Here is a 23467-nt window from a genome sequence, read left to right on the forward strand (position 1 = left end):
TCGGACCCCCTAATTGGCCTGACGCCCGATTGCGGACGTGCATAAAACCGCCAACAACCGGGGAGGTGCCGGGCCCAACACAAGGTCCTGATAGTCCGGTTCCCTTGATGTCAGGTATAAGGAACCTACTGTTTCGCCCTTCCGTGGTTCCACGACCGTCCCAGTCTTTGCGCGGTAACTGATTACCGCCTCGCAACTCTTACACCGGCCGCTGTCGCCACCACGAGGCGGGCCGTCCGTGCCAAAAATCACTCCAGACGCTAGTCAGCCTTTCGAATCCGGAAAATAGGCGAGCGTTTACGACGTGATTCCGAGTGTTTCGGCATTCATCGAGTGTTCCGGCGCTCGGCCATGACCATGCTCCGCCGCCATGACTGCACCCAGACTCGGGGGGGGGTAAGGGTATGGCCAAAAAGACCGGCTGACCCACTGCACCCGGGTGGCTCAGGCCCGGCTCGGTCTAAGACATCACTGTCTCCGGCATCATCAAACGGCTAAGGTCGAGGCCGGGATAGACCATCTTGTCGATTGCGGCTTTGAGTGTGGCCATGTCGTAAGTGCCGTAACCCGAGTGAGTGTCACCCTTCTCGTGACCCACAATCTCCTCCGCGACGTCCTTCCGGACTTCAGCAGCGCGAAGCCGGGAAGTCACAGTGTGTCGAGTTGAGTGGAACACGAGTTTGCCGGGCTCGTCAGGGTCCGCGTCTTCGATACCCGCCATCTGTCGTCCGAGGAACTTGGACGGCTCCCTGCTGAAGTAGCCGTGCTTGTCCACGTTGAGTTCGTCAAACAAGCGCTCACCACCGGCTTCCCGTCGCTTTGCCACCCACTCGATCAGTCCCAAGGTGACCAGCTCGTGATGCAGAGGCACCTTCCGGCGAGACGCATTCCCTTTTGCGCTCTGCCCTTCGGCTTCGTCCCGCACGTGGAAGAAGACGATGTCATTTTGGACCTTGATGTCGGCCAGGGAAAGACCGCAGGCCTCGTTGAGGCGCATCCCCGTGAAGACGCAGATCAGCGGGACCCAGAAGCGCCAGTCCTGAACACGGAATGTCCCCGGTCGGTTGAGTGCCGCTTGCCGCAGGCCTTCGGAGCCGGTGAACAAGGGACGATCAAAAAATCGTTGAAGCTCTGCTGTGCTGAAGTCCCGTCTCTGCTCGTGAACATCAACCCGCCGGGGCTTCTTCATGACGATGCCTTTGAAGGGGTTGTCTGCGGCTGCCCCGACGCCGACACCGGCCTGCCAGTCCACTATCCGTCTCAGGGGCGTCAGATACTTTCCGTTGATCGTGACGGCTCCCAGCAGCCGTTCCTCGCTAACGGCGGCCGCTCTCTCTGAGCGCTCACGGAAGGTCTTGAGATTGCGATAGCCGGGACGCTTGTTGGCATTGGCGGGGTAGTGGCTGAGCGCTGTCTTGAACGACCCTGCATCCAAGCCGCTGATCGACGTCAAGAGCGGATCGTGCCCTCGCCACAGTATGAAAACGGCGACAGCGTTGCGGTAGTCCTCGATCCTCTTCGGCTTGAACTCCTCAGTTCGAGACATCTCGGCGATGGCTGCAGTCGCCGCCTCGCTGAGCGTGAGAGTGGTTCCGCTACCCTTCATATCGACGCTGACGGCCGTGCGTGGGGCCAACTTCGCTAAGAGGTCAGCGACCGGATCGTCGTCGAGGTCCGGACGCCATTCCGCTTGGTCTCTTCGTTTAATCGAGGTCAACACGTCTTGATGAGCGCGGACCATCCTCTTTGTCGCCGTTTCGTAGGTCTCGCTGAACGGTGACAGTGAGATCCCGGCTCGTTTCAAAGCCGCGTCCAAGTCCCGTGTCGCAACCTCGTCGGCTCCCGATCGATGACGTTCATCTGCACCTTGGAAGAGCTTGTCACGGGCAGCTCGCCGGAGGTCGAGTTCACTGACCCCAGTCAGGACGTATCCGGTCGGACCAAGCCGTTTCGTTCGCTCTTCCGGCTCGAGTTCGTTGAGTTCCGTCAGCTCGCTGTGATCCAAATAGGCGACGATAGAATCAGACTGGCCGGGAGGTTGGCGATGAAGGATCACGCCGATGTGGATCTCGCCTTCAGGAGCGGTCCTGAGATAGGAGTCCTCGTCCAGCTCGGCCCTTAGCCAGTCGTCGATCAGGGCTTTTGCCTCGAGCGGAGTGATTGACTTGTTCGACGACATGACAGGCTCCAAGTCTCGCCAGAGGCGATGCGTCAGCTGGGCTATCAGGGAGGCTCGCTGACGAGCTTTCCAGGCGTCTCCGGTGCGGAGCGACTTCCAAAGTTCACGGCGGCTCAGCACCGCCCGGAAGCGCTCCGGAACCCGGGCTCGGAAGTAGTAGGAACCACCGCGTCGGAAGACGTTGGTGACTAGCGACATAGAACCTCGCGTAGCAGCTGTGAGTAGCAGCGCTACGCGGCGGTGGCCAAGTGCTTGATATTGCGAGCCTGGTGGAGCCGAGGGGAGTCGAACCCCTGACCTCGTCATTGCGAACGACGCGCTCTACCAACTGAGCTACGGCCCCGTTTTCCGGGTGACAGGCGAGCGCGGACATAGTCGGGCGCAAGGCGCGGTGTCAACGGGCCGCACACCGTCGCTCCGGGGAATCCTTGGCCTCGGGCGATTGGCCCGCTAGAAGCGGCGTTCATTTCTTGAAGGAGTTCCCCGCATGGGAATGGCGATCGTCTGGCTCATCAACGCCATCATCAGCCTGATGACCTGGTTCATCATCGGCTCGGCGATCCTCAGCTGGCTGTTCGCCTTCGATGTGATCAACCACCGCAACCGCTTCGTGAACCAGCTGGCCGGATTCCTCGACGCGGTGACGCGGCCCCTGATGGAGCCGTTCCGGCGGATCATCCCGCCGCTGGGCGGCATCGACATCTCGCCGATCGTCGTGCTGCTGCTGCTCAATTTCGCGCGGATCGCCTTCAACAACATGGCCGCCGGCCCGATCATCGCCCTGCTGGGGTGATGTCGGCGCGCCCCGGGCCGTGGCGCAGGCGCCGCAGTGCGACATTCCAGCCTTGCGCCGCGCCCGGACGCTCTTAAGGTGCCCCGGCCCGGGCGAGACGCCGCTTTTGACCACGACTAGATGACCTCTACGATCAAGACAGTCGCCGTGATCGGCGCCGGCCAGATGGGTGTCGGCATCGCCCATGCCGTGGCCCTGGGCGGATATCAGGTGCGGCTGTACGATGTCGCCGCCGAGCGGCTGCCCACGGCGCTGGGCGTCATCGCCGCCTCCCTGGCCCGCCAGGTCGAGCGCGGCGGCGTGACCCAGGCCCAGGCCGATACGGCCTTGGCCAACATTTCCGGCGTCGAGACCCTGGCCGAGGCCGGGAAGTCCGACCTTGTCATCGAGGCCGCCGTCGAGGACGAGGCGACCAAGAAGGCGGTGTTCGCCGAACTGGTCCCCCATCTGGGCGCCGACACCCTGCTGGCCTCCAACACCTCCTCGATCTCGATCACCCGGCTGGCGTCCGCGACGGACCGGCCGGACCGGTTTATCGGCCTGCATTTCATGAAGCCGGCCCCGGTGATGAAACTGGTGGAGATTATCCGCGGCATCGCCACCTCGGCCGCGACCTACGACGCAGCCGTCACCTTCGCCGAAAGCCTGGGCAAGACCACCACCAATGCCGAGGACTTCCCCGCCTTCATCGTCAACCGCATCCTGGTGCCGATGATCAATGAGGCGATCTATGTCCTCTACGAGGGCGTCGGTAACGTCGCCTCGATCGACAAGGCGCTGAAGCTGGGCGCCAACCATCCGATGGGGCCGCTGGAGCTGGCCGACTTCATGGGTCTGGACGTCGTCCTGGCCATCATGAACGTGCTCTACGACGGGCTGGCCGACAGCAAATACCGGCCCTGCCCGCTGCTGGTGAAATATGTCGAGGCCGGCTGGCTGGGGTGCAAGTCCGGACGCGGCTTCTACGACTATTCCGGCGACGTTCCGGTCCCGACCCGCTGATGGCCCGGTTCGACACCCCCGCCGATCTTCCCGGTCAGGCGCCGGTCATCTGGCGCCGAACCCGTGCGGCAATTCCTCTGGCCGCGCTGGCGGGCGTCATGTGGCCGCCGCTGATCCTGACGCTGCTGGTCTGGCCGCCCCAGAACTGGATTCCGGGTCGGGAAATCGACTGGCGGCTGACGGTTCTGCTGATCGGCATGATCGCCGTGCCCGCCGGCCTGTGGTCGATCCGGCGCGAGCGGGACCGTCGCGGTCGCCCCGCCTCGCGCCTCGGCGTCGTGTGGCGCTTCATGCTGTATGGTGGCCTGCTGGCCGCCGCAGCCCAGACGGTGCTCGCCCTGGGCATGATGGTCTATGGCTGGGTCCAGTCGGGCGACCTCGGCCAGGGCGTCGGCGCCACCGAAACTACCCTGCTGATCTACGGCGTCGCCGGCCTGCCGGTCGCGATCCTGGTCGGCGTCAGCTACGCCCTGTGGGCCGGCCTCTGCGCCGCCTTCATCGCCTTCATCCCCGCGCCGGAGCAGGTCAAGGACCGTCTGGGCGTTTTGGGCCGCTGACCCTGCGGTCAGCGTGCGGTTTACGCCTGACAGCATTGCTTTAAAGTCGACGGATGATTGCTTTGGGGGAAGCATAATGGCCATGCCCGCACTCGAGGTTCAGCCTCGGACCGCCGCCGGAGGCCTCGCGCCGACCGAGACCAGGGACCGCATTTTCCAGCTCGACGTGCTGCGCGGCTGGGCCATCCTCGGGATCCTCGCCGTCAACGCCATCGCCTTCGCCTGGCCGTTCCAGGTCATGATGTCCGAGGCGCCGCCTCCGGGCGCGACCAGCCAGGCCGATCTGATCGGGGTGTGGGTCACAGACGTCTTCTTCCACGACAAGTTCCGCACCCTCTTCACCATGCTGTTCGGCGTCTCGATCTTCCTCGTCGGCGGCGAGAAGTTCGACGAGGCGCGGGGCGCGCTGCTCTGGCGACGTCTATTGTGGCTGGGCCTGTTCGGCCTGCTGCATGGCGTGGTGCTCTGGTACGGCGACATCCTGCTGCACTATGCCTACTGCGGCCTGCTGATGATGATGATGCGCTCGTGGAGCGCTCGCCGGCTGCTCTGGATCGGCGGCGGCCTGACCCTGCTGTGGGCCGTCGTCGCTGCGGTCGCCTCCTGGGGCATGGCCAATCTGCCGGCCGAGGTCGCCGCCCAGATGGAGGCCGCCCGCCCGGTGGCGAGCCCCGAAGCCATCGCCGAGGCCGTGGCCCTCTACCGCTCCGGCTGGCCGGCCGGTCTCATGGAGAACATCGAGGTCTGGGCGACCTTCCAGCTGATGGCCAGCCCGTTCCTGATCCCGGTGACCGTGCCGCTGATGATGCTGGGTCTGGGCCTGTTCAAGTCCGGCTATCTGCACGGCCGCGCGCCGCTGTGGACCTATCTTCTGATCATCCTGTTCGGCGGCGCCAATCTGGCGGCCTTCGCCATCTGGGGCTGGCAGGACACGATGGCCGGCGAGGCTGATCCGACCAGGGGCCTGGCGGCGGCCGCCGGCGGCGCGGCCTTCCTGATCACCCTCTTCTACGCCAGCATCCTGATCCTGCTGGTCCGCTTCGGCCTCAGGCCTCTGGTCGCCTGGCTGGCGCCGGTCGGTCGCATGGCTTTCACCAACTACCTGACCCAGACCCTGATCATGGTCACCCTCTACTATGCGCCGTGGGGGCCGATGTGGTTCGGCCAGCAGGGTCCGGCCGAGATGTGGATGGTGGTCGGCGCGATCTGGGCCGCCCAGATCATCTGGTCGCCCCTCTGGCTGTCGGTCCTCACCATGGGACCGCTGGAGTGGATCTGGCGCTGCCTGACCTACGGACGGATGGTGCCGATCCGGCCCTGAGGTCCGGGGCCTCGACCACCGGCGGTCGAGCCTCTAGAAGCCCGGCATGACCGACGCCGAAACGCCCGCAGCACCCCGCCCCGAAGCCCGAGGGCCACGAGGCTTCGCCGACCGGCGCGGGCCTGAGGTCGCGGCCGAACGCCGGATCGTGCGCCAGGTGTCGGAGGTCTATGAGCGCTGGGGCTTCGAGCCGCTGGAGACCGGCGCCTTCGAATACGCCGATGCGCTGGGAAAATTCCTGCCCGACGCCGACCGTCCGAACGAGGGCGTCTTCGCCCTTCAGGACGACGACGATCAGTGGATGGCCCTGCGCTATGACCTGACCGCGCCCCTGGCCCGGTTCGCGGCCCAGACCTGGGAGACCCTGCCCAAACCCTATCGCCGCTACGCCTTCGGACCCGTGTGGCGCAACGAGAAGCCCGGACCCGGCCGCTTCCGCGAGTTCGTCCAGTGCGACGCCGACACCGTCGGCTCCGACCGCCCCGAGGCTGACGCCGAGATCATCGCCATGGCCTGCGAGGGCCTTGAGGCCGCGGGCCTCGCCGAGGGTCAGGCCGTCGTACGCGTCTCCAACCGCAAACTGTTCGACGGCCTGTTCGAGGCGGGCGGGATCACCGATCCGATCCAGCGCCTGACCGCCCTTCGCGCCATCGACAAGTTCGACCGCCTTGGCTGGGAGGGCGTCGCCGCCCTGCTGGGCGAGGGCCGTCTGGACGACAGCGGCGACTATACGAAGGGCGCCAACCTGCCGCTCGGCGTGGCCGCGACCATCGAGGCCTTCCTCGGATCGGCGTCCGAAGGCACGCGCGCCGAGACCCTCGACGCCATCGCCCGCTCGGGCGGCCTCGGCGCAGCCGGCGAAGCGGCGCTGGAGGAGCTGGCCGGGATCGACCGCGCCCTGACCGCCATGCGCGTCGATCAGGCGACGGTCCGGTTCGACCCGACCATCGTGCGTGGTCTGGAATACTACACCGGCGCGGTGTTCGAGGCGGAGCTTCTGCTGGACACCACCGACGACAAGGGTCGGCCGGTCCGCTTCGGTTCGATCGGCGGCGGCGGGCGCTATGACGATCTGGTGGCTCGCTTCACCGGCCAGTCGACCCCGGCGACGGGCTTCTCGTTCGGCGTCTCGCGCCTGGCCTCGGCCTTGCGCGCGGCGGGCCGGACTTCGGAGACGGCGCGCGGCCCGGTGGTCGTGATCGTCTTCTCGCAGGACGACATGCAGGCCTACCTCGACGCCGTGTCCGAACTGCGGGGCGCCGGCGTCGCCGCCGAACTCTATCTGGGTCGCGCGGGCATGAAGGCCCAGATGAAATACGCCGACCGGCGCAACGCTCCCGCCGTCGTCCTCCTGGGCGGCGACGAGATCGCCGGTGGCCAGGTCACCATCAAGGATCTCGACGCCGGGCGCGCGGCCGCGGCCGGTCTGGCGGACAACGAGGCCTGGAAGGCCGAGCGTCCTGGCCAGCAGACCGTCGCTCGCGGAGACCTCGTGCGAACCATTCGCACCATTATCGAAGCTTCTTCGAGAATGACGACGCCCATCGGATGACTTATCGATGTTCAGTCATGAAACTTTCGGTTTTCGCTTGTGGTTTGATTGACTTGAACCGGCCCGTGGCGTCATCTGAAGCCACTCGAACGGCGCGGCGCTGACAAGGCGCAGCCGCTGATCGAAGGCGTTTCGGGGAGGAAACGTCCGCTCCTTAGAGAGCGTGAAAGCCCGCTGCGATGTATCCCCCGCAGCGGGCTTTTTCACGTCTGGTGATCGGCGCGACGCCTTCCAGTCTCTCCGTCATCCTCGGGGCGCGCAGCAAACCCGGCGACCCAGCTCGGTGATGTCGACGTGCGCGCCTCCCCGCCCGGAATGCTGGGTCCTCGGATCTCCGCTTCGCTTCGTCCAAGGATGACGGAGGTGGGGCGAGGGCGCGCATGAAAAAGGCCGGAGCAGTGAGCTCCGGCCTCCTGGTCATCTTGGCGAATCTGATCGCCGCCGTTGGTCGGTTTGACGATCGCCTACCAGATGCGAACCCGCTCTTCCGGCGCCAGGTAGTAGTGGGTGCCCGGCTGGACCTCGAAGGCCTCGTACCAGGCGTCGACGTTGCGCAGCGGGCCGATGACGCGGAACTCGTCGGGCGAGTGCGAGTCAGTGGCAATGCGGTTCTTGAGGGCGTCTTCGCGCGACTTCGACTGCCAGACCTGGGCCCAGCCGAGGAAGAAGCGCTGGTCGCCGGTGAAGCCGTCCAGAACCGGAGCCTCGGCGCCGTTCAGGGACAGTTGATAGGCCTCCAGACCCACGGCCACGCCCGAGGCGTCGCCGATGTTCTCACCCATGGTCAGGCCCGGATTGATGAAGTGGCCGGGCAGGGGCTCATAGGCGCCGTACTGGGCGCCCAGGCGGGTGGTCAGGGCGTTGAAGGCCGTCGCATCGGCCGGGGTCCACCAGTCGCGCAGCACGCCGTCGCCGTCCGACTTACGGCCCTGGTCGTCAAAGCCGTGGCCGATCTCGTGGCCGATCACCGCGCCGATGCCGCCGTAGTTGATGGCCGGGTCGGCCTCCGGGTCGAAGAACGGCGGTTGCAGGATCGCCGCCGGGAAGACGATCTCGTTGTTGGTCGAGTTGTAATAGGCGTTCACCGTCTGGGGCGTCATGCCCCACTCGGTCTTGTCGACCGGCGCATTCAGGCGGGCGAGGTCGTATTCCCAGCGGAAGCGGCTGGCCCGTTCGCCGTTGCCGAACAGGTCGTCGGCGCGGACCTCCAGATCCGAATAGTCGCGCCAGCGGTCGGGATAGGCGATCTTGACCGTGAACTTCTCCAGCTTGGTCTGGGCCGCCGCCTTGGTCTCGGCGCTCATCCAGCTGTAGCCCTCGATGCGGTGGCTCAGGGCCGTGCGCAGGTTGGCGACCAGTTGTTCCATCTGGGCCTTGGATTCGGCCGGGAAATATTCGGCCACATACTGGCGGCCGACCGCTTCGCCCAAAGCGCCGTCGGCGAAGCTGATGCCGCGCTTGTCGCGGCTGCGCTGTTCAAGGGCGCCCGACAGTTCACGCGAGCGGAACTCCCACTGGGCGTCCGAGAACCGCTGCGACAGGCGAGGCGCGGCGCGGTCCACGGTCTGGAAGGCCTGCCAGGCCTGCAGAGTCGCGACCGGCGTCTCGGCATAGATGGCGGCGATCTTCGGCAGGGCCGTGTTCTGGCGCACGATCAGACGCGGGATGTCGCCCAGACGCGCCGCACCGAAATAGCCTTGCCAGTCGAAGCCCGGCGCGTCGGCGGCCAGACGCTGGATCGTATATTCGTTGTAGGTCCTGTCGCGGTCGCGGCTCTCGGCCGGAGTCCAGTGGGCCTCGGCGATCTTCGTCTCCATGGCCACGATGGCGGCGGCGGTCCCAGCGGGATCGTCCCAGCCGATCATCTCCAGCATCTGGGCCACATAGGCCTCGTACTTCACCTTCTTCTCGGCGAAGAGCGGCGACAGATAGTAGTCGCGGTTGGGAAGGCCGAGACCCGACTGGCTGGTCGAGACGACGTAGCGGTCCGGATCCTTCTGGTCGGTGGTGATGCCGGTGCCGAAGAAGGAGCCGCCCAGTCCGCCGATCGTCTGGCCCATATAGGCGGCCAGGGCCTCATGGCTGTCGGCGGCGCGGATGGCGGTCAGGAAGGGCTGCAGCGGCCGGGCGTCGAGCGCCTCGATCCGCGCCGTGTCCATATAGGAGCGATAGGCGTCGGCGATCTTCTGCTCGTCCGTGCCGGCCTGCAGGTCGGTGCGGGCGACCAGGGTGTCGATCATCGCCTTGACCCGGTTGTCCGACAGTTCGCGCAGCAGGCCGAAGGAGATGCCGTAGCTGGAACGGTCCGCCGGGATCACCGTGCGATCCAGGGCCAGGCCGTTGGCGAAGCGGTTGAAATTGTCTCCCGACGACACGGACCGATCCATGCCGGAGGCGTCGAAGCCCCAGGTCCCGTAGTGCGGCGTCTCGGTGCCGCGATAACCGGTGAAGGCCGCATCGCCCTCCTGGAAGATCGACTGGATGGTGCAGGCCTCGTCGATACAGCCGTGGTCGTGGTCCTGGGCGGAAGCGGCGGCCGGCAGCAGGAGCGCGCCGAGGGCCGCTCCGATAAGCAGAGACTTCATGAGGATTTCCTGGGGTTTCGGATCGTCGCCGCGCCGTTGTCGCGCGCTCGGCGCGGACCCTACGCCCGGCCGACAGGGTGTCGCCTTAAAAAAAGTTCATGAATCTGATCGCACGGCTCGCCAAGCGCAGCCTTTAAGGTGACGATCACTCATCGAGGAGATCGAATGGCAGGCGGGCACGGCGGCGGCGATTACAAGGACCTGGTCGTGTTCCTGGCGGCAGCGGGGGTGGTCGTACCCCTGTTCAACCGCTGGAAGATCAGCCCCGTACTCGGCTTCCTCGCGGCCGGCGTTCTGCTGGGGCCGGACGGGCTCGGCCGGTTCGCGGACGGGGTCCCCTGGCTGTCCTGGCTGACCATCGACGACGCCGACCAGTTGGCCCAATTGTCGGAACTGGGCGTCGCCTTCCTGCTGTTCATGATCGGGCTGGAGCTGTCCTGGGAACGGCTGAAGGCGATGCGCCGGCTCGTCTTCGGCTTCGGCCTGATGCAGGTCGTCCTCTGTTCAGCCGTTCTGGCCGGGGGCTTCATCCTGCTGGGCCAGCCCCTGGCGGGCTCAGCGGTTCTGGGCATGGGACTGGCGCTGTCGTCTACGGCGGTCGTCCTGCCGGTCATGGCCGAAAGAAACCGCATGAAGGGCGCGGTCGGCCGGACGACCTTCGCCGCGCTCCTGGCCCAGGACCTGGCCGTTGCGCCGATCCTGATCACCGTCACCGTGCTGGCCACGCTGGCGATCAGCGGCGGAGACGTTCAGCCAGGCGTCCTTGGGCCGGCGCTGCTGACCCTCGCGCCCGCAGCCATCGGCCTGGGGCTTTTGGTCATGTTCGGCAGGATGGCGCTGCGTCCCCTGTTCCGGTCGGTCGCCAAGAGCAGATCCAGATCCGGCGGCGGACGGCAGGAGCTGTTTGTCGCCCTGTGCTTGCTGATCGTGGTGGGCGCGGGCGTGGCGGCGCAGGCGGCTGGATTGTCGATGAGCCTGGGGGCCCTTGTGGCCGGCTTGTTGCTTGCGGAGACGGAGTATCGCCGCGAGATCGAGGTCAACATCGAGCCTTTCAAGGGCCTGCTTCTGGGGGTGTTCTTCGTGGGGGTCGGAATCGGTCTCGATCTGGATGCGGTCGCCGCCAACCCGCTGGGTGTGTTCAGCCTGGCGCTGGCCATTATCGCAATCAAGGTGGGGCTGATCTTCGGGCTCGCCCGGCTGTGGGGTGTGGGCGCACGCTCGGCGATCGAGACGGCCCTGGTCCTGGGGCCTGCGGGCGAGTTCGCCTTTGTCATCCTGAATACCGGAATGGTGGAAGGTCTCGCCTCCCCGGCCTTCACCCAGAGCGTTCTGGTGTCCGCCACCATCAGCATGTTCGCCGTTCCGCTCATGGCGATGCTGGGACAGAGGCTGGCAGGCGCTCGTGCGAATTCCGTCCCTCTGGCCGGGGATCCGGCGCTCGGCCTGGGTCCGGTGCGCGATGTGGGGATGGTTGACGCCGCCGTCCTGATCGTCGGCTTCGGCCGTGTCGGTCGGCTGGTGGCCGAAATGCTCAAGGAGCACGGTCAGAGCTTTATCGCCATGGACACTGACCCCTCCGCCGTCGCCGCCGGTCGACGCGACGGCTATGACGTCTCCTACGGCGATGCCGCGCGAACGGAGATGCTGTCGCTGTGCGGCATAGAGACGATCAAGGCCCTGGTCGTCACCATGGACGCCCCGACCAAGGTGGACGATGTGGTCATTGCCGCCCGCGCCCTGCGCGACGATCTGGTCGTCATCGCCCGCGCCCGCGACGACCGCCACGCGGCGCGCCTCTATGGTCTCGGCGTGACCGACGCCGTGCCGGAGACCACCGAAGCCAGTCTTCAGCTGGCGGAGAACACCCTGATCGACCTTGGCGTACCGATGGGCCTGGTGCTCGCCTCGATCCACGAGCGTCGCGACAAGTACCGGGCGGTGTTCCAGGCGGCGATCCCCGAGGACCGGCGCAACCGCAAGACCCGCGCGCTCCGGGCCGGCCCCAGGCCTTAACCAGAAACACGACCCATTTTGGTCATCGTTACGTGATGAAAGCGCGCCTTCCCCCGGGGCTCGGCGTTGCACGGGTCGCTATCTCACGTCCGTATCCGTGACGTGACCGATCCAGCCTCTGCCCCTTCTGTCCATCTCCTTCACGGTCCCCCGCCGTGAAGCGTCAGCCACAGAGTATTCGTGTTCATGCGTGAGTCCGCGTCGACCGCCACCCCCTCCAACCTCGACGAGCAGCCCCGGCTGAATCGCCGCCAGGCCGCCAAGGTGCGCACGCGCCAGAAGGTTCTGGACGCCGCTCGCGGCCTGTTCGCGGAGCGCGGCTACGAGCCCGCCACCATCCGCGACATCGCCAAGGGCGCGGGCATGTCCACCGGTGCGGTGTTCGCCAACTTCCAGGACAAGGCCGAACTGTTCGAGGCCGTCCTAACCGAGGACATGGCCGGTCTGGGCCAGGTCATGCTCAACGGCGCAGGCGACGGCTCGACCCGTGATCGCCTCGTCAACGCCCTGACCGCCGGCTACCACGGCTCCATCGACCAGCTGCCGCTGTTCCAGGCCATCGTCGCCCGCTCGTGGTTCCAGCCTGTCGCTGCCGAGACCCGCCAGCGCGCCGCGACGCAAGGGTTGACCGACGTCATCTCCGACATCCTGCGCGCCGGTATCGGCGGCGGCGAGATCAGACAGGACGCCGATATCGCCCTGCTGACCGAGCTGACCTGGGACGCCTATCTGTCGAACTACCGCCGTGCCGCCTATGACGGCTGGACCGTGGACCAGCTGGCCGACCACATCGCCCGCCAGGTCGACACCCTGCTGGCCGGCGTCAGCACGAAATAGTCCTGGGAAGAGCCTTCAGCTCTTCCACTTCAGGATCGCCGGTTTGACCGGATTGGAGAAGCCGCGCCCCTCAGCGCGGCTTTTCTGCCATTCGCGCTTGAGCTGCTGGTACCATTTCGCCTGTTTGTCGGCGTCGTCGATCCAGATCAGGGCGGGGTCGTAGCGCAGCCCCTCGTTCTGCAGGTTCACCATCCCGCCGTCCTGCTTCAGGAAGGCGGCGACCCCCATCCTCAGGAAGGGCCTGGCCAGACCGAACACCCAGTGGTCGGACCAGAAGATCTGGGTGATCCGGGTCTTCGTCTCGGTGACGGGCGTCAGACAGGTCAGGGCCAGGACCTGCTTCGCTCCGACCTGGATATGCTCCCAGCGATAGCCGGGCAGGCGGAAGGTGATCTCGGTCGCGGGCGCCCCGCCCAGGATCCTGTAGGCCCGCGAGTTCGACGACGGCGCGTGACGGACCATGGCGAAGCCGAGCTCCCGAGGCTCGAAGGCCTTGGACTTCTCGTGCATCGAATGCTCGGAGCGCCACCACCATTGCTGATGCACATAGGGCCCGTGGGCGGGGTCCATCAGGCCGACAACCGCGTGGTCGATATGGCTGTCGAAATCCATCCACTCGACCAGTTTCGCCTCCCCGCCGACGACGCCGGGGAAGGTCGGCGGCGGATGATCGGGCTCGGCGTCCGAGCGGGGATCGGCGTGGACGAAGACGAAAACCATCCCTTGGCTCTCGACCACCGGATAGGACCGCACCCGGACCCGTTCGACCTCGAACGGTTGTTCGTCCACCAGCGACGGGATGGCGGCGCAGACCCCGTCGGTGCGGAAGCGCCAGCCATGGTAGCAGCACTCGACCGTCTCGGGCTCGCCCGGCTTCTGGACCAGACGGCCGGCCGACAGGGGCGCGGCGCGGTGCGGACAGATGTCGCGCATGGCATAGACCTGACCCGCCCGCGTCCGCCCGATCAGCACCGGCTCGCCCAGCAGTTCGTGGCGCGTCAGCGAGGCCTCTGCGACGTCGCGCGACAGGGCCACGAAATACCAGGTGTCCAGCACGAACCCCTTGCCGAAGGCTGCGGGCGGGGCTTTCGCCTCGGGGACGGCGGCGGGGCTTTCGGCAGGGTTCATAGGCGTCAGTCTAGACGCCGCCGGAGCTTTCGTCATTCTCCCGCCTTGCCGAACGCATCCGATGTCGCCAACTGCGACGACTAGGGTCGGAAAGGTCGGCGCATCGTCAGGCCAAAGTCAGGAAGACGCATCATGGACAGCCAGATACTCACCGGCCTCGTCGCCGCCCTCGGCCTCCTGGCCAATTTCGCCGGTGTCGGGGATGCCCGCGCCGGGGACATGATGGAGTCCCTGAGCCAGGACGGTCATGCCCAGCACGCCGACCACGGCCACCACCACGCCGACTTCGAGTCGACCCGCATGCACGTCCGCGTGGACGGCGAAGCCGGCCCGGGCGTGCGCGACATCATCCTGATTCCCGGCCTCAGCTCCTCGCCGGAGGTGTGGCAGGGCACGGTCGATCATCTTGGCAGCGGATGGCGCGTCCACCGCATCCATATCCAGGGCTTCGCCGGCGCGCCGGTCGAGGGCAACGCCGAGGGCCCCGTGGCCGCGCCCGTGGCCGAGGAAATCGCGCGCTACATCTCCGAACAGGGCCTGGATAAGCCGGTGGTCGTGGGCCATTCGATGGGCGGCACGATCGGTATGATGCTCGCCGCCCGCCATCCGGACGCGGTCGGCAAGCTGATGGTCGTCGACATGGTGCCCTTCATGGGGGCCATGTTCGGCGCGCCCGGCGCCACGGCCGAGAGCATCGCGCCTGTTGCCGAGCAGGTCTATCAGGGCATGGCGACCGCCGCCCCGGCAGATTACTACGCCCGCGGCGCCGCCTCGATCACCGGCATGATCAACACGGAATCGAAGCGCGCCGGCCCTCTGGAAGACGGGGCGACCAGTGACCAGCAGGTCTCCTCGCGCGCATTCCGCGAATTGATCCTGACCGATCTGCGGCCCGAACTGGCCCGCATTACAGCCCCGACTGAGGTCTTGTACGTGAAGTTCAACGACGCCCGGATGACCAACGAGATCACCGACATGATCTACCAGGCCTCCTTCGCCGGCCTGCCGGGCGTGGCGTTGAAGCGGATCGACGACAGCGCCCACTTCATCTTCCTGGACCAGCCCGAGGCCTTCTACGCCGACCTGGACGCCTTCGTCGCCGAATGAGCGATCCGGTCGCCCCCGGCGTCTTCGATGCTGCGGCCGACATCGTCGACCTTTACGATCGGCGGTCCAGCGACTGGATCGCCGATCGCGGCACGGTTCTGACCGAAGCCGACCGGCTCTGGCTGGATCGCTTCATCGCCTCTCTGGCGCCGGGCGACACCGTGCTCGACGTCGGCTGCGGCTCGGGACGGCCGATGGCGGCGGCCCTGCTGGATCGAGGGTTCCCGGTCACGGGCGTGGACTCCTCGGCCGGGCTCGCCGCCCACGCGGCGGCCGACCTGCCGACCGGCCGTTTCCTTCAGGCCGACATGCGCACGCTGAAGCTCGGCCAGACCTTCGCCGGCGTTCTCGCCTGGCACAGCCTGTTCCATCTCTCGCCCGAGGATCAACGGCTGGCCCTGCCGGGTCTCCTAACCCACTGCGCGCCGAGGTCTGTGGTGATGTTCTCGTCCGGCCCTCGCCTCGGCCACGCCATGGGCGAATGGCGAGGCGAGCCCCTCTATCACGGCAGTCTGGAGCCCGAGGCCTATGAAGCGGAACTCGCCGGGCACGGGTTTTGGATTGAATCCGGCGTCCGGGCGGACGACGGCTCGGTCTGGTTCGCCCGTCGCGATGGATGATCGTTAAGACCCGCGCCATCGTTTCGGCCGAAAGGACCATCACGCTGACGTGAAGTCTTCACGCGCCGTTCACCACAACGGCGTTTTGGTAGGCGATGCGAACGGCTATGACGGCCGGGGTTTCTGAGGATGTCGATGGCCGGTCCGGGGTTCGGAAACAGGAATGCGGGCGGCGGGGCCAGACCGGCGCGCACTCGCCTGCAGCAAGTCCTCTACTGGGGCTCGGTGCTGGCCGTCTGGGGCGTAATCTTCCTGGTGGTCTTCTTCGCCGTGTTCGCGCGAGGACTGCCGGACACCTCGGCTCTCTACGACATCGATCGCCAGCCCTCGATCACCTATCTGGACCGGAACGGCGCCCTGATCGCCACGCGCGGCTCGCAGCAGGCGCCGCCGGCCGATCTGGACTCGCTGCCGGACTATGTGCCCGCTGCCTTCATCGCGATTGAAGACCGCCGCTTCTACTGGCACCCAGGCTTCGATCCGATCGGCATGAGCCGGGCCATGGCGGCGAACATGCGCGCCGGCCGGATCGTCCAGGGCGGCTCGACACTCACGCAGCAGCTGGCCAAGAACCTGTTCCTGACGCCCGACCAGAACGTGCGCCGCAAGGTGCAGGAACTGATGCTCGCCGTCTGGCTGGAGTTGAAATTCTCCAAACAGGAGATCCTCGCCCTCTATCTCAACCGCGTCTATTTCGGCGCCGGCGCCTATGGCATCGAGGCCGCGTCGCAACGCTATTTCGACAAGGGCGCCAAGGACCTGACCGTCGGCGAGGCTGCCCTGCTGGCCGGACTGCTCAAGGCTCCGTCCCGCTATTCGCCGGTCTCGGAACATGAGCGTGCCGCCGCCCGCGCCACGGTCGTTCTGGACGAGATGGCGGAGGCTGGCGTCATCACGCCCGAACAGCGCGCCGCCGCCGTGCTGGAGCCGGTTCGCGTCTCCCGCACCCTGGCGACCCAGCACGCCCAGTATTTCGTCGACTGGCTCGACAAGGAGATCCGCGGCCTCGTCGGCGAGCCGACCGAGGACATGATCGTCGAGACGACCCTGGACCTGACCCTGCAGACGGCGGCCGAACGCAATGTCCGCCGCATCCTGGACCGCGACGCCTCGCGCGGCGTGGAGCAGGCGGCCCTCGTCGCCCTGGACGGCGACGGCCGGGTGCGCGCCATGATCGGCGGCGCCTCCTATGCCGACAGCCAGTTCAACCGCGCCGTCGACGCTCGCCGTCAGGCCGGCTCGGCGTGGAAACCCTTCGTCTATCTGGCGGCCATGGAGGCCGGCTACACGCCCGAGACCCCGGTGGTCGACGAGCCTGTCCGCATCGGCAACTGGAGCCCGCGCAACTACTCCGGCACCTTCGCCGGCAACATGACGCTGGCCAACGCCGTGGCCCAGTCGACCAATACGGTCGCCGCCTATGTCGCCGACCAGATCGGTCGCGACAGCGTGGCCCGGGCCGCGCGGCGCCTCGGCATTTCGTCCCGAATCGGGCTGGAGCCGGCCATGGCCCTGGGCGCCGTCGAGGTCTCGCCGATCGACATGGCCACCGCCTATGACGCCTTCGCCAATGGCGGCCGTCGGGTCGAGGCCTATGGCATCAGCCGGATCCGTACCCCCCAGGGTCGGGTCATCTACCAGCGCAGCGCCCGTGACGCGGCGGCCGGTCAGGCGATCAACAATCCGTCGCTCTACTACATGAACCAGATGCTGCGGGGCGTGGTGACGAGAGGCACGGCCCGGTCGGCGGCGATCTCAGGCCGCGACATCGCGGGCAAGACGGGCACGACCTCGGACTACAAGGACGCCTGGTTCGTCGGCTACACCGGCGGCTTCGTCACCGCCGTCTGGGTTGGCAAGGACGACAACACCGCCATGCGCGGCGTGACCGGCGGCGCGGCCCCGGCGGCGATCTGGAAGGGCTTCATGGAGGCGGCCCTGCCGCGCCTGAACGTCCAGCCGATCCCCAACGGTCCGCCGATGCCAGACGGCTGGGTCGCGCCCGATCCGATCGGCGACCTGATCGGCGATGTGGAGGATCCCTACGGCGACTCCACTGTCCTGCCGGGCGGCGTCGACCCGAACCAGGGCGAGCCCTATGATCCGCGCGCGTCCGTCGAGGAACCCCGCCGCGATCCCGCGCCCGTCGAGCGTCCCCGGCGCGACGACCCGCCGGACCAGCGCCCCGAACCCGAGGCTCGGCCGGAAAAAGAAAACAACCCGCTGTTCTTCTGAGCTTCCTTCTCCCCTTGCGGGAGAAGGTGGCCGAGCGAAGCGAGGTCGGATGAGGGGTCGCGCTGACCTCGAAGGTCAGCGCTTGATCACACCAATCCTGCCGCCGGTGTGACCCCTCATCCGTCAGCCTTCGGCTGCCACCTTCTCCCGCGAGGGGAGAAGGATCGATGTCACCGTCCCACGGCGTGCAGCGCGGCCCCGTGGTCGCGCAGCCAGGCGCGGAAGGGACGGTGGTCGCCGACCAGCCCCTTGACCACCGACCAGTAGGCCGGGCTGTGATCGGCATGGACCAGGTGCGCCACCTCGTGGGCGGCCAGATAGTCGAGCACCTCGGGCGGCGCCATGATCACCCGCCAGGAATAGCGGATCGAGCGCGACACCGGACTGCACGAACCCCAGCGAGACGCCGGGTCATTGATGGTCAGGCTCACGGGGCTCTGGCCCAGGGCACGAAGATGGAAATCGGTTCGGGTCTGGAGCGCTTCTCGCGCCGCCCGCTTCAGCAGGTTGACGACGCGCCGGACGAACGCTTCGCCCTCGCCGCCCGAAACGATGCGCAGGCCGTCCGGGCCTTCCACCAGCCGAGCCGCCCCCGCGCCGCCCGCGGCCTCCAGCACGACCGTGCCGCCGCGATAGGGAATGACTGCGCCGGGTTCGATCGCCGTCCCGCCGGGCCGCGCCGCCAGCCGCTCGGCGATCCAGGCCGACTTGGTGCGCGCGAAAGCCACCGCATCGGCCAGCCGCCGCTCCGACGGGGCGATGGCCACGGCCTCACCCTTCCGCGTATCGATGCGGATCGAGATGCGCCGGGCGCGCGGATTGACGCTCAGGCGAAGGGCGTGGCCGCCCTCAAGCGGCAGCCGCTGACCGGTCTGATACTGCGCAGAGCTTTTCATTTGCGGCGATGAAGTCCCGGGTGCGGGTGTAGATCTCCTCGCGGAACCGCCGCCCGTTGAAGACGCCGTAGTGGCCGACGTCCGGCTGGACGTAAAGCACCCGTCGGCCGTCGGGAATGTTGGTGCACAGGGTATGCGCGGCCTGGGTCTGGCCCACGCCCGAGATATCGTCCTTTTCGCCCTCGACGGTCATCAGGCCGATGTCGGTGATCTTCGTCAGATCGACCGGTGCGCCCCGATGTTCCAGCAGGCCGCGCGGCAGCAGGTGGGACTGGAAGACGATGTCGATGGTCTGGAGATAGAACTCCTCGGTCAGGTCCAGAACCGACAGATATTCGTCGTAGAATTCCTCGTGCTTCTCCACCTCGTCGCCATCGCCGGCGACCAGGTGGCGGAAATACTCCCGGTGGGCGTCGGTGTGTCTCTGCTCGTTCATGGACATGAAACTGTAGAGCTGGACGAAGCCCGGGTAGACCTCCCGGCCGAAGCCCGGGTAGGGCCAGGGCACGGTGTGGATCATGTTCGACTGGAACCAGGCGAACGGCTTGGCCTCGGCCAGCTGGTTCGTCACCGTGGGCGACAGGCGCGCGTCGATCGGTGAGCCCATGAAGGTCATGGAGGCCGGGCGGTTTGGATCGTTCTCGGCCGCCATGATGGCGGCGGCGGCCAGCACAGGCGGGCCGGGCTGACAGACGCCGACGACGTGGGCGCGCGGGCCGATCTGGGCCAGCATGGTGCGGACGTGGTCGATGTAGTCGTGGAAGTCGAACCGGCCTTCCAGCATCGGCACCTGACGGGCGTTGACCCAGTCGGTGACATAGACGTCGTGATCCTGAAGGAAGGTCTCGACCGTGCCGCGCAACAGGGTCGCGTAGTGCCCGGACAGAGGCGCGACGATCAGCACACTGGGCGCCGCGACCGGCTTCCGGGCCCGCTTCAGGTCGCCGACGTTGCGCGCGAACCGCACCAGGCGAACCCAGGGGCTCTGCCAGATGACCTGTTCGGTGGTGCGCACCGGCTGGTTGTTGATGGTGACGACCTCGAGGCCCCAGGCCGGCTTGCCGTAGCGGCGCGTGACGCTCTCGAACAGCTCGGCCGAGGCATAGGCCGTGCGTCCGACAGCCGTCTGCGAGGCGGGGTTAAAGGGCGAGGTCCAGAACTTGCGGGCGAACTGCGCCCCGAGCCGGAAAGGCTGCGCCGACTGATAGGCGAGCTCGTGGAGGGAGTAGAGCATGAAATCCTGTGATCGGCCCCGCCGAAGCGGTGATGCCATCATAGAACGCGCTGCACTGCAAAAGGATTTATATTCGCAGCCCACGATCCCTGGGGATGTCAGCCCCGCGCCATGACCCGCTGGATCAGCTGGGCCGAGCGTTCCGGACCCAGATCGTGACCCAGGGCGGAGCGGAACTGGCCGTCGGGGCCCATCAGATAGACCGTCAGGGAGTGGTTCATCGTATAGTCCTCGCCGTCGCCGACCTTCTGGAAATAGGCGCGATAGACCTTGGCGGCGTCGGCGACCTGTTCCGGCGTGCCGGTCAGGCCGATGACGCCGGGCGGGAAGCCGTCGGACGACAGATAGTCCTTCAGCGCCCGGGGCGTGTCGCGCTCCGGGTCGATCGAGACGAAGACGATCTGCAGGTTGTCGGCCGCCGACCCCAGCAGGGTGCGCGTCGCCTCCAGCGAGGTCAGGGTCGTGGGGCAGAAGTCCGGGCAGTAGGTGAAGCCGAAGAAGACCAGGCTCCACCGGCCGTCCAGCATCGTCTGGTCGACCGCCTGGCCGTCCTGGTTGACGAGCTGGAACGGACCGCCGACGGCAGGCTGACCCGTCGCGGTCCCCTCGGCGACGGCCTGTGCGCGGTCCCGTCCCGTGACGACGACCACCGTCACGGTCGCCAGGGCGATAGCGATGGCCAAACAGGCGCCGGCGAACAGGAAGATGGAACGGCGTGGCATCGTGTCTCTCCGGGCCGACAGGGGCGCGAGACCGGTCTATAGACGCCGTGTGAACCAGAGCGAAGTCCGTCCCCATCCCGACGCCTCTCCCGAGGACGTCATGTCGCAGTTCCCGCCGGCGCCGCCGAACTGGGCCAGTTTGCCGCGCCGCAGCCGGGGCCTGTCGCTCAGGACGCTGATCATCCTGCGCTGGCTGGCGATCGTGGGCCAGACGGCGACACTGATCGTGCTGGACACGATGTTCCACTTCCCCCTGCCGCGATGGCAGTGCCTGCTGGTCATCCTGGCCAGCGTGATCGTGAACCTGCTGGCCATGGCTCGATTGCAGAGAGTCGACAGCCGCCTGCCGGACGGGCGCCAGACCGGCATCCATCTGGGCTTCGACATCCTGCAGCTGTCGGCCCTGCTGGCCTTTACCGGCGGGCTGGAAAATCCCTTCTGCCTGCTGCTCGTCGCGCCGGTGACGGTGGCGGCCGCGTCCCTGCCGGGACGTCAGGCCCTGACACTGGGCCTGATGGTGCTGGCCTCGACAACGGCCCTGTTCTTCTGGTCCATGCCCCTGCCCTGGCAGAACGGTGCGGATATCGACCTGCCGGTTCTCTACAAGTTCGGCGTCGGTCTGGCCCTGACGACGGGGGTGGTGTTCACCGCCGCCTACGCCTGGCGGGTGGCGGCGGACGCCGAGAAACTGGAGCTGGCGCTGGCCACGACGCAGGACGTGCTTCAACGGGAACAGAGGCTGGCGGCGCTGGGCGGACTGGCGGCGGCGGCGGCGCACGAGCTGGGCACCCCGTTGGCGACGATCCAGGTGGTGGCCAAGGAGCTGCTGCGCGCCTCGCCGTCCGACGGGCCGATCGCCGAGGATGCGCGGCTGATGCTGCAACAGGCCGAACGCTGTCGCGAGATCCTCAAGCGGCTGTCGCAACGACCCGAGGACGGCGACCCCCTCTATACGGAGATCGGGCTGAAGGCCCTGCTGAACGAGGTGGTCGATCCGCATCTGGGCTTCGACCTCGACATCAAGGTGGCCGTCCACACGCGCGGAGGCCTGGCGGAGCCGCGCGTGAAACGACTGGCGGAAGTGGTCCACGGCCTGTCCGCCCTGGTCGAGAACGCGGCCGATTTCGCCGCCTCGACGGTCCGGGTCCGGGCGACGGCGGACGCACAGTGGATCACAGTCGAGGTCCTGGACGACGGCCCGGGCTTTGCTCCCGAGATCCTGCCGCGTCTCGGCGAGCCCTATGTGACCAGCCGTCCACTCGGCAAGTCGCGTCAGGCCCTGGCCGCGCGACTGGCCGCCGCCGCACGACCGCCCCGGCGCGGCAAGACCCCTGCGCCGCCTCCGCTGGAGCCCGACATCGTTCCGAGCCAGGGCGGTATGGGGTTGGGCTTCTTCATCGCGCGGACCCTTCTGGAACGGACCGGCGGCAAGGTGGTCGTCGGTCAGGGCGAGGGCGGACCGGGCGCCAACCGGGGCGCACGCGTCACTGTGCGCTGGGACCGTCGTGCGCTGGAACTGGTCCCGTGAGACCCGGCTGGCCTGCGCTCCATCGCCGCACCGCTTGACCCGCCTGCGCGGGAAGCCGACTTGGTGGCTAGGAGAAACTTCGCCATGACGACCACCAGCGCGCCTCTCAACTCCGGCAACATGGAAGACCGCATCGCCGGGCTCCAGGACCGTTCCCTGTTGCTGCTGGACGACGACCAGGCGCTGCGCACGCGTCTGGGCCGGGCGCTGGAGTCTCGTGGGTTCCAGGTGACCACGGCCGGATCGGTCGGCGAGGCGACCGAGCTCCTCCGGACCTATCAGCCGGCCTTCGCCGTGCTGGACATGCGGCTGGAGGACGGCAACGGCCTGAAGATCGTCGAGGCCATTCGCGAACGCCGCGAGGACGCCCGGATCGTCATGCTGACCGGTTACGGCGCCATCGCCACAGCCGTGGCGGCGGTGAAGGCCGGGGCCGTCGACTATCTGTCCAAGCCCGCCGACGCCGACGATGTGGTCAAGGCCCTGCTCGCCACCGGCGACTCGCCCGAACCGCCCGAGAACCCGATGAGCGCGGACCGGGTGCGCTGGGAGCATATCCAGCGGGTCTACGAGCTGTGCGACCACAATGTCTCCGAGACTGCGCGCCGCCTCGGCATGCACCGCCGGACGCTGCAACGCATCCTGGCGAAACGCGCGCCGCGCTAGAGCAGGATCGGCCTCGCCCTATGGGAGAGGGTCTCGCACCGTCCGCATCGCCGCCAGGCGTCCGAAGGCGATCGTCAGCGCCTTCCGCCTCGCTGGAGCCAGGGTCAGCACCGGCGCATCCCGCACCACGGCCCCGCCGAACGCATCGGCGACGATCAGACCCGGCTCAGTCGGCAGCACCCCTTCCGGAAACTCGGGAGCCACCGCAAAGAAGAAGGCGTCGCAGAAGGGGGCGTACTGCGGCCATTTGCGATCGACACGATAGTCCGCGATCCCCGACTTCACCTCGACGATGACGATGTCGCCCTTGCGTCCCAGAGCCATGACATCGGCGCGACGGCCGTTCGGCAGACACACCTCCAGCAGCGGGGCATAGCCCATGTCGGCCAGCAGCCTCGCAGCCCCGCGCGTGACGCCGAGGGTGGTCTCAGGACGGCTGAAGACGAGTTCGAGATGAACAGCAGCGGCAGGCATCCGACACTTATGTTCCGG

At 67.2% G+C, this 23467-nt stretch carries 19 protein-coding genes, 1 tRNA gene and 1 pseudogene; 12 read left to right on the forward strand and 9 right to left on the reverse strand.

From position 1 onward, the window contains the following. Window positions 1-460: 460 nt before the first annotated feature. The 3 genes and pseudogenes from ACP7AU_RS11125 to ACP7AU_RS11135 all read right to left on the reverse strand — a co-directional run bounded on the left by ACP7AU_RS11125 (window position 461) and on the right by ACP7AU_RS11135 (window position 2522). Entirely contained in the window at window positions 461-2179 is a 1719-nt protein-coding gene (locus ACP7AU_RS11125; protein ID WP_426051472.1) for a site-specific integrase, read from the reverse strand. Between the two features lie 21 nt (window positions 2180-2200). Continuing rightward, window positions 2201-2485 (reverse strand): annotated as a pseudogene (locus tag ACP7AU_RS11130) (DUF6538 domain-containing protein); the annotation flags it as partial. Next, window positions 2447-2522 (reverse strand) — tRNA-Ala (locus ACP7AU_RS11135). The gene ACP7AU_RS11135 and the pseudogene ACP7AU_RS11130, both read right to left, overlap by 39 nt. Before the next feature lie 144 nt (window positions 2523-2666). On the opposite strand from ACP7AU_RS11135, the gene ACP7AU_RS11140 reads away from it, so the two are divergent. The 5 genes from ACP7AU_RS11140 to hisS all read left to right on the forward strand — a co-directional run bounded on the left by ACP7AU_RS11140 (window position 2667) and on the right by hisS (window position 7404). Further along, a complete protein-coding gene (locus tag ACP7AU_RS11140) occupies window positions 2667-2972 on the forward strand; it encodes a YggT family protein (RefSeq protein WP_303694612.1) in 306 nt (101 codons plus the stop codon). A 120-nt stretch (window positions 2973-3092) separates the two neighbouring features. Beyond that, complete coding sequence (locus ACP7AU_RS11145) at window positions 3093-3974, forward strand: 3-hydroxybutyryl-CoA dehydrogenase (RefSeq protein WP_426038708.1); 882 nt, start codon at window positions 3093-3095, stop codon at window positions 3972-3974. After that, complete coding sequence (locus ACP7AU_RS11150) at window positions 3974-4531, forward strand: DUF5671 domain-containing protein (RefSeq protein WP_426038707.1); 558 nt, start codon at window positions 3974-3976, stop codon at window positions 4529-4531. Before ACP7AU_RS11145 ends, ACP7AU_RS11150 begins: the two co-directional genes overlap by 1 nt. Window positions 4532-4607: 76 nt before the next feature. Next, window positions 4608-5852, forward strand: a complete 1245-nt coding sequence (locus tag ACP7AU_RS11155) for a DUF418 domain-containing protein (protein ID WP_426051453.1) — start codon at window positions 4608-4610, stop codon at window positions 5850-5852. Window positions 5853-5898: 46 nt separating this feature from the next. Next, window positions 5899-7404, forward strand: coding sequence for a histidine--tRNA ligase (gene hisS, locus ACP7AU_RS11160; RefSeq protein WP_426051454.1), 1506 nt, complete (start codon window positions 5899-5901; stop codon window positions 7402-7404). A gap of 464 nt (window positions 7405-7868) precedes the next feature. On the opposite strand, the gene ACP7AU_RS11165 is transcribed toward hisS, so the two are convergent. After that, entirely contained in the window at window positions 7869-9989 is a 2121-nt protein-coding gene (locus tag ACP7AU_RS11165) for a M13 family metallopeptidase (RefSeq protein ID WP_426051455.1), read from the reverse strand. 165 nt (window positions 9990-10154) lie between these two features. Here ACP7AU_RS11165 and ACP7AU_RS11170 point away from each other — a divergent pair, with 165 nt between their 5' ends. Both ACP7AU_RS11170 and ACP7AU_RS11175 read left to right on the forward strand, forming a co-directional pair. After that, window positions 10155-12002: a cation:proton antiporter gene (locus ACP7AU_RS11170; RefSeq protein ID WP_426051456.1), complete on the forward strand. Its 1848-nt coding sequence runs from the start codon at window positions 10155-10157 to the stop codon at window positions 12000-12002. A 186-nt stretch (window positions 12003-12188) separates the two neighbouring features. Continuing rightward, window positions 12189-12839, forward strand: coding sequence for a TetR/AcrR family transcriptional regulator (locus tag ACP7AU_RS11175; protein ID WP_426051457.1), 651 nt, complete (start codon window positions 12189-12191; stop codon window positions 12837-12839). Window positions 12840-12854: 15 nt separating this feature from the next. On the opposite strand, the gene ACP7AU_RS11180 is transcribed toward ACP7AU_RS11175, so the two are convergent. After that, window positions 12855-13967 carry a Rieske 2Fe-2S domain-containing protein gene (locus ACP7AU_RS11180; protein ID WP_426038701.1) on the reverse strand — a complete coding sequence of 371 codons (1113 nt, stop codon included), beginning with the start codon at window positions 13965-13967 and terminating at the stop codon, window positions 12855-12857. A gap of 132 nt (window positions 13968-14099) precedes the next feature. Between ACP7AU_RS11180 and ACP7AU_RS11185 the strand changes: the two genes are divergently transcribed. The 3 genes from ACP7AU_RS11185 (at window position 14100) to ACP7AU_RS11195 (ending at window position 17929) form a co-directional block, all read left to right on the forward strand. Continuing rightward, window positions 14100-15074 (forward strand): alpha/beta fold hydrolase, encoded by a 975-nt coding sequence (locus ACP7AU_RS11185; RefSeq protein ID WP_426038700.1) that lies wholly within the window; start codon window positions 14100-14102, stop codon window positions 15072-15074. Next, complete coding sequence (locus ACP7AU_RS11190) at window positions 15071-15694, forward strand: class I SAM-dependent methyltransferase (protein WP_426051458.1); 624 nt, start codon at window positions 15071-15073, stop codon at window positions 15692-15694. The genes ACP7AU_RS11185 and ACP7AU_RS11190 overlap by 4 nt, the downstream gene beginning before the upstream one ends. Window positions 15695-15829: 135 nt before the next feature. Next, window positions 15830-17929 carry a transglycosylase domain-containing protein gene (locus ACP7AU_RS11195; RefSeq protein WP_426051459.1) on the forward strand — a complete coding sequence of 700 codons (2100 nt, stop codon included), beginning with the start codon at window positions 15830-15832 and terminating at the stop codon, window positions 17927-17929. Between the two features lie 170 nt (window positions 17930-18099). Here the strand turns inward: ACP7AU_RS11195 and ACP7AU_RS11200 are convergent, their stop codons facing one another. From ACP7AU_RS11200 to ACP7AU_RS11210, 3 genes are all read right to left on the reverse strand, one after another. Continuing rightward, window positions 18100-18825, reverse strand: coding sequence for a M48 family metallopeptidase (locus tag ACP7AU_RS11200; RefSeq protein ID WP_426038697.1), 726 nt, complete (start codon window positions 18823-18825; stop codon window positions 18100-18102). Next, the gene (locus ACP7AU_RS11205) at window positions 18779-20059 is read right to left on the reverse strand and encodes a polyhydroxyalkanoate depolymerase (protein ID WP_426038696.1); all 1281 of its coding nucleotides are present in this window, start codon (window positions 20057-20059) and stop codon (window positions 18779-18781) included. The genes ACP7AU_RS11200 and ACP7AU_RS11205 overlap by 47 nt, the downstream gene beginning before the upstream one ends. Before the next feature lie 98 nt (window positions 20060-20157). Beyond that, window positions 20158-20781: an SCO family protein gene (locus ACP7AU_RS11210; RefSeq protein WP_426038695.1), complete on the reverse strand. Its 624-nt coding sequence runs from the start codon at window positions 20779-20781 to the stop codon at window positions 20158-20160. 49 nt (window positions 20782-20830) lie between these two features. Here ACP7AU_RS11210 and ACP7AU_RS11215 point away from each other — a divergent pair, with 49 nt between their 5' ends. Together ACP7AU_RS11215 and ACP7AU_RS11220 are read left to right on the forward strand one after the other, a co-directional pair. Beyond that, window positions 20831-22309, forward strand: coding sequence for an ActS/PrrB/RegB family redox-sensitive histidine kinase (locus ACP7AU_RS11215; protein ID WP_426051460.1), 1479 nt, complete (start codon window positions 20831-20833; stop codon window positions 22307-22309). A gap of 120 nt (window positions 22310-22429) precedes the next feature. Further along, entirely contained in the window at window positions 22430-22975 is a 546-nt protein-coding gene (locus tag ACP7AU_RS11220) for an ActR/PrrA/RegA family redox response regulator transcription factor (RefSeq protein WP_426038725.1), read from the forward strand. A gap of 18 nt (window positions 22976-22993) precedes the next feature. Here the strand turns inward: ACP7AU_RS11220 and mmcB are convergent, their stop codons facing one another. Further along, window positions 22994-23449: a DNA repair putative endonuclease MmcB gene (gene mmcB, locus ACP7AU_RS11225; RefSeq protein ID WP_425992129.1), complete on the reverse strand. Its 456-nt coding sequence runs from the start codon at window positions 23447-23449 to the stop codon at window positions 22994-22996. Window positions 23450-23467: the final 18 nt, after the last annotated feature.

Source organism: Brevundimonas sp. SL161 (assembly GCF_049896985.1).
Lineage (GTDB): Bacteria > Pseudomonadota > Alphaproteobacteria > Caulobacterales > Caulobacteraceae > Brevundimonas.

Coding starts and splice junctions, on each gene's coding strand:
- ACP7AU_RS11125 (WP_426051472.1), bottom strand. CDS start 2,179: ATGTCGTCGAACAAGTCAATCACTCCGCTCGAGGCAAAAGCCCTGATC.
- ACP7AU_RS11140 (WP_303694612.1), top strand. CDS start 2,667: ATGGGAATGGCGATCGTCTGGCTCATCAACGCCATCATCAGCCTGATG.
- ACP7AU_RS11145 (WP_426038708.1), top strand. CDS start 3,093: ATGACCTCTACGATCAAGACAGTCGCCGTGATCGGCGCCGGCCAGATG.
- ACP7AU_RS11150 (WP_426038707.1), top strand. CDS start 3,974: ATGGCCCGGTTCGACACCCCCGCCGATCTTCCCGGTCAGGCGCCGGTC.
- ACP7AU_RS11155 (WP_426051453.1), top strand. CDS start 4,608: ATGGCCATGCCCGCACTCGAGGTTCAGCCTCGGACCGCCGCCGGAGGC.
- hisS (WP_426051454.1), top strand. CDS start 5,899: ATGACCGACGCCGAAACGCCCGCAGCACCCCGCCCCGAAGCCCGAGGG.
- ACP7AU_RS11165 (WP_426051455.1), bottom strand. CDS start 9,989: ATGAAGTCTCTGCTTATCGGAGCGGCCCTCGGCGCGCTCCTGCTGCCG.
- ACP7AU_RS11170 (WP_426051456.1), top strand. CDS start 10,155: ATGGCAGGCGGGCACGGCGGCGGCGATTACAAGGACCTGGTCGTGTTC.
- ACP7AU_RS11175 (WP_426051457.1), top strand. CDS start 12,189: ATGCGTGAGTCCGCGTCGACCGCCACCCCCTCCAACCTCGACGAGCAG.
- ACP7AU_RS11180 (WP_426038701.1), bottom strand. CDS start 13,967: ATGAACCCTGCCGAAAGCCCCGCCGCCGTCCCCGAGGCGAAAGCCCCG.
- ACP7AU_RS11185 (WP_426038700.1), top strand. CDS start 14,100: ATGGACAGCCAGATACTCACCGGCCTCGTCGCCGCCCTCGGCCTCCTG.
- ACP7AU_RS11190 (WP_426051458.1), top strand. CDS start 15,071: ATGAGCGATCCGGTCGCCCCCGGCGTCTTCGATGCTGCGGCCGACATC.
- ACP7AU_RS11195 (WP_426051459.1), top strand. CDS start 15,830: ATGGCCGGTCCGGGGTTCGGAAACAGGAATGCGGGCGGCGGGGCCAGA.
- ACP7AU_RS11200 (WP_426038697.1), bottom strand. CDS start 18,825: ATGAAAAGCTCTGCGCAGTATCAGACCGGTCAGCGGCTGCCGCTTGAG.
- ACP7AU_RS11205 (WP_426038696.1), bottom strand. CDS start 20,059: ATGCTCTACTCCCTCCACGAGCTCGCCTATCAGTCGGCGCAGCCTTTC.
- ACP7AU_RS11210 (WP_426038695.1), bottom strand. CDS start 20,781: ATGCCACGCCGTTCCATCTTCCTGTTCGCCGGCGCCTGTTTGGCCATC.
- ACP7AU_RS11220 (WP_426038725.1), top strand. CDS start 22,430: ATGGAAGACCGCATCGCCGGGCTCCAGGACCGTTCCCTGTTGCTGCTG.
- mmcB (WP_425992129.1), bottom strand. CDS start 23,449: ATGCCTGCCGCTGCTGTTCATCTCGAACTCGTCTTCAGCCGTCCTGAG.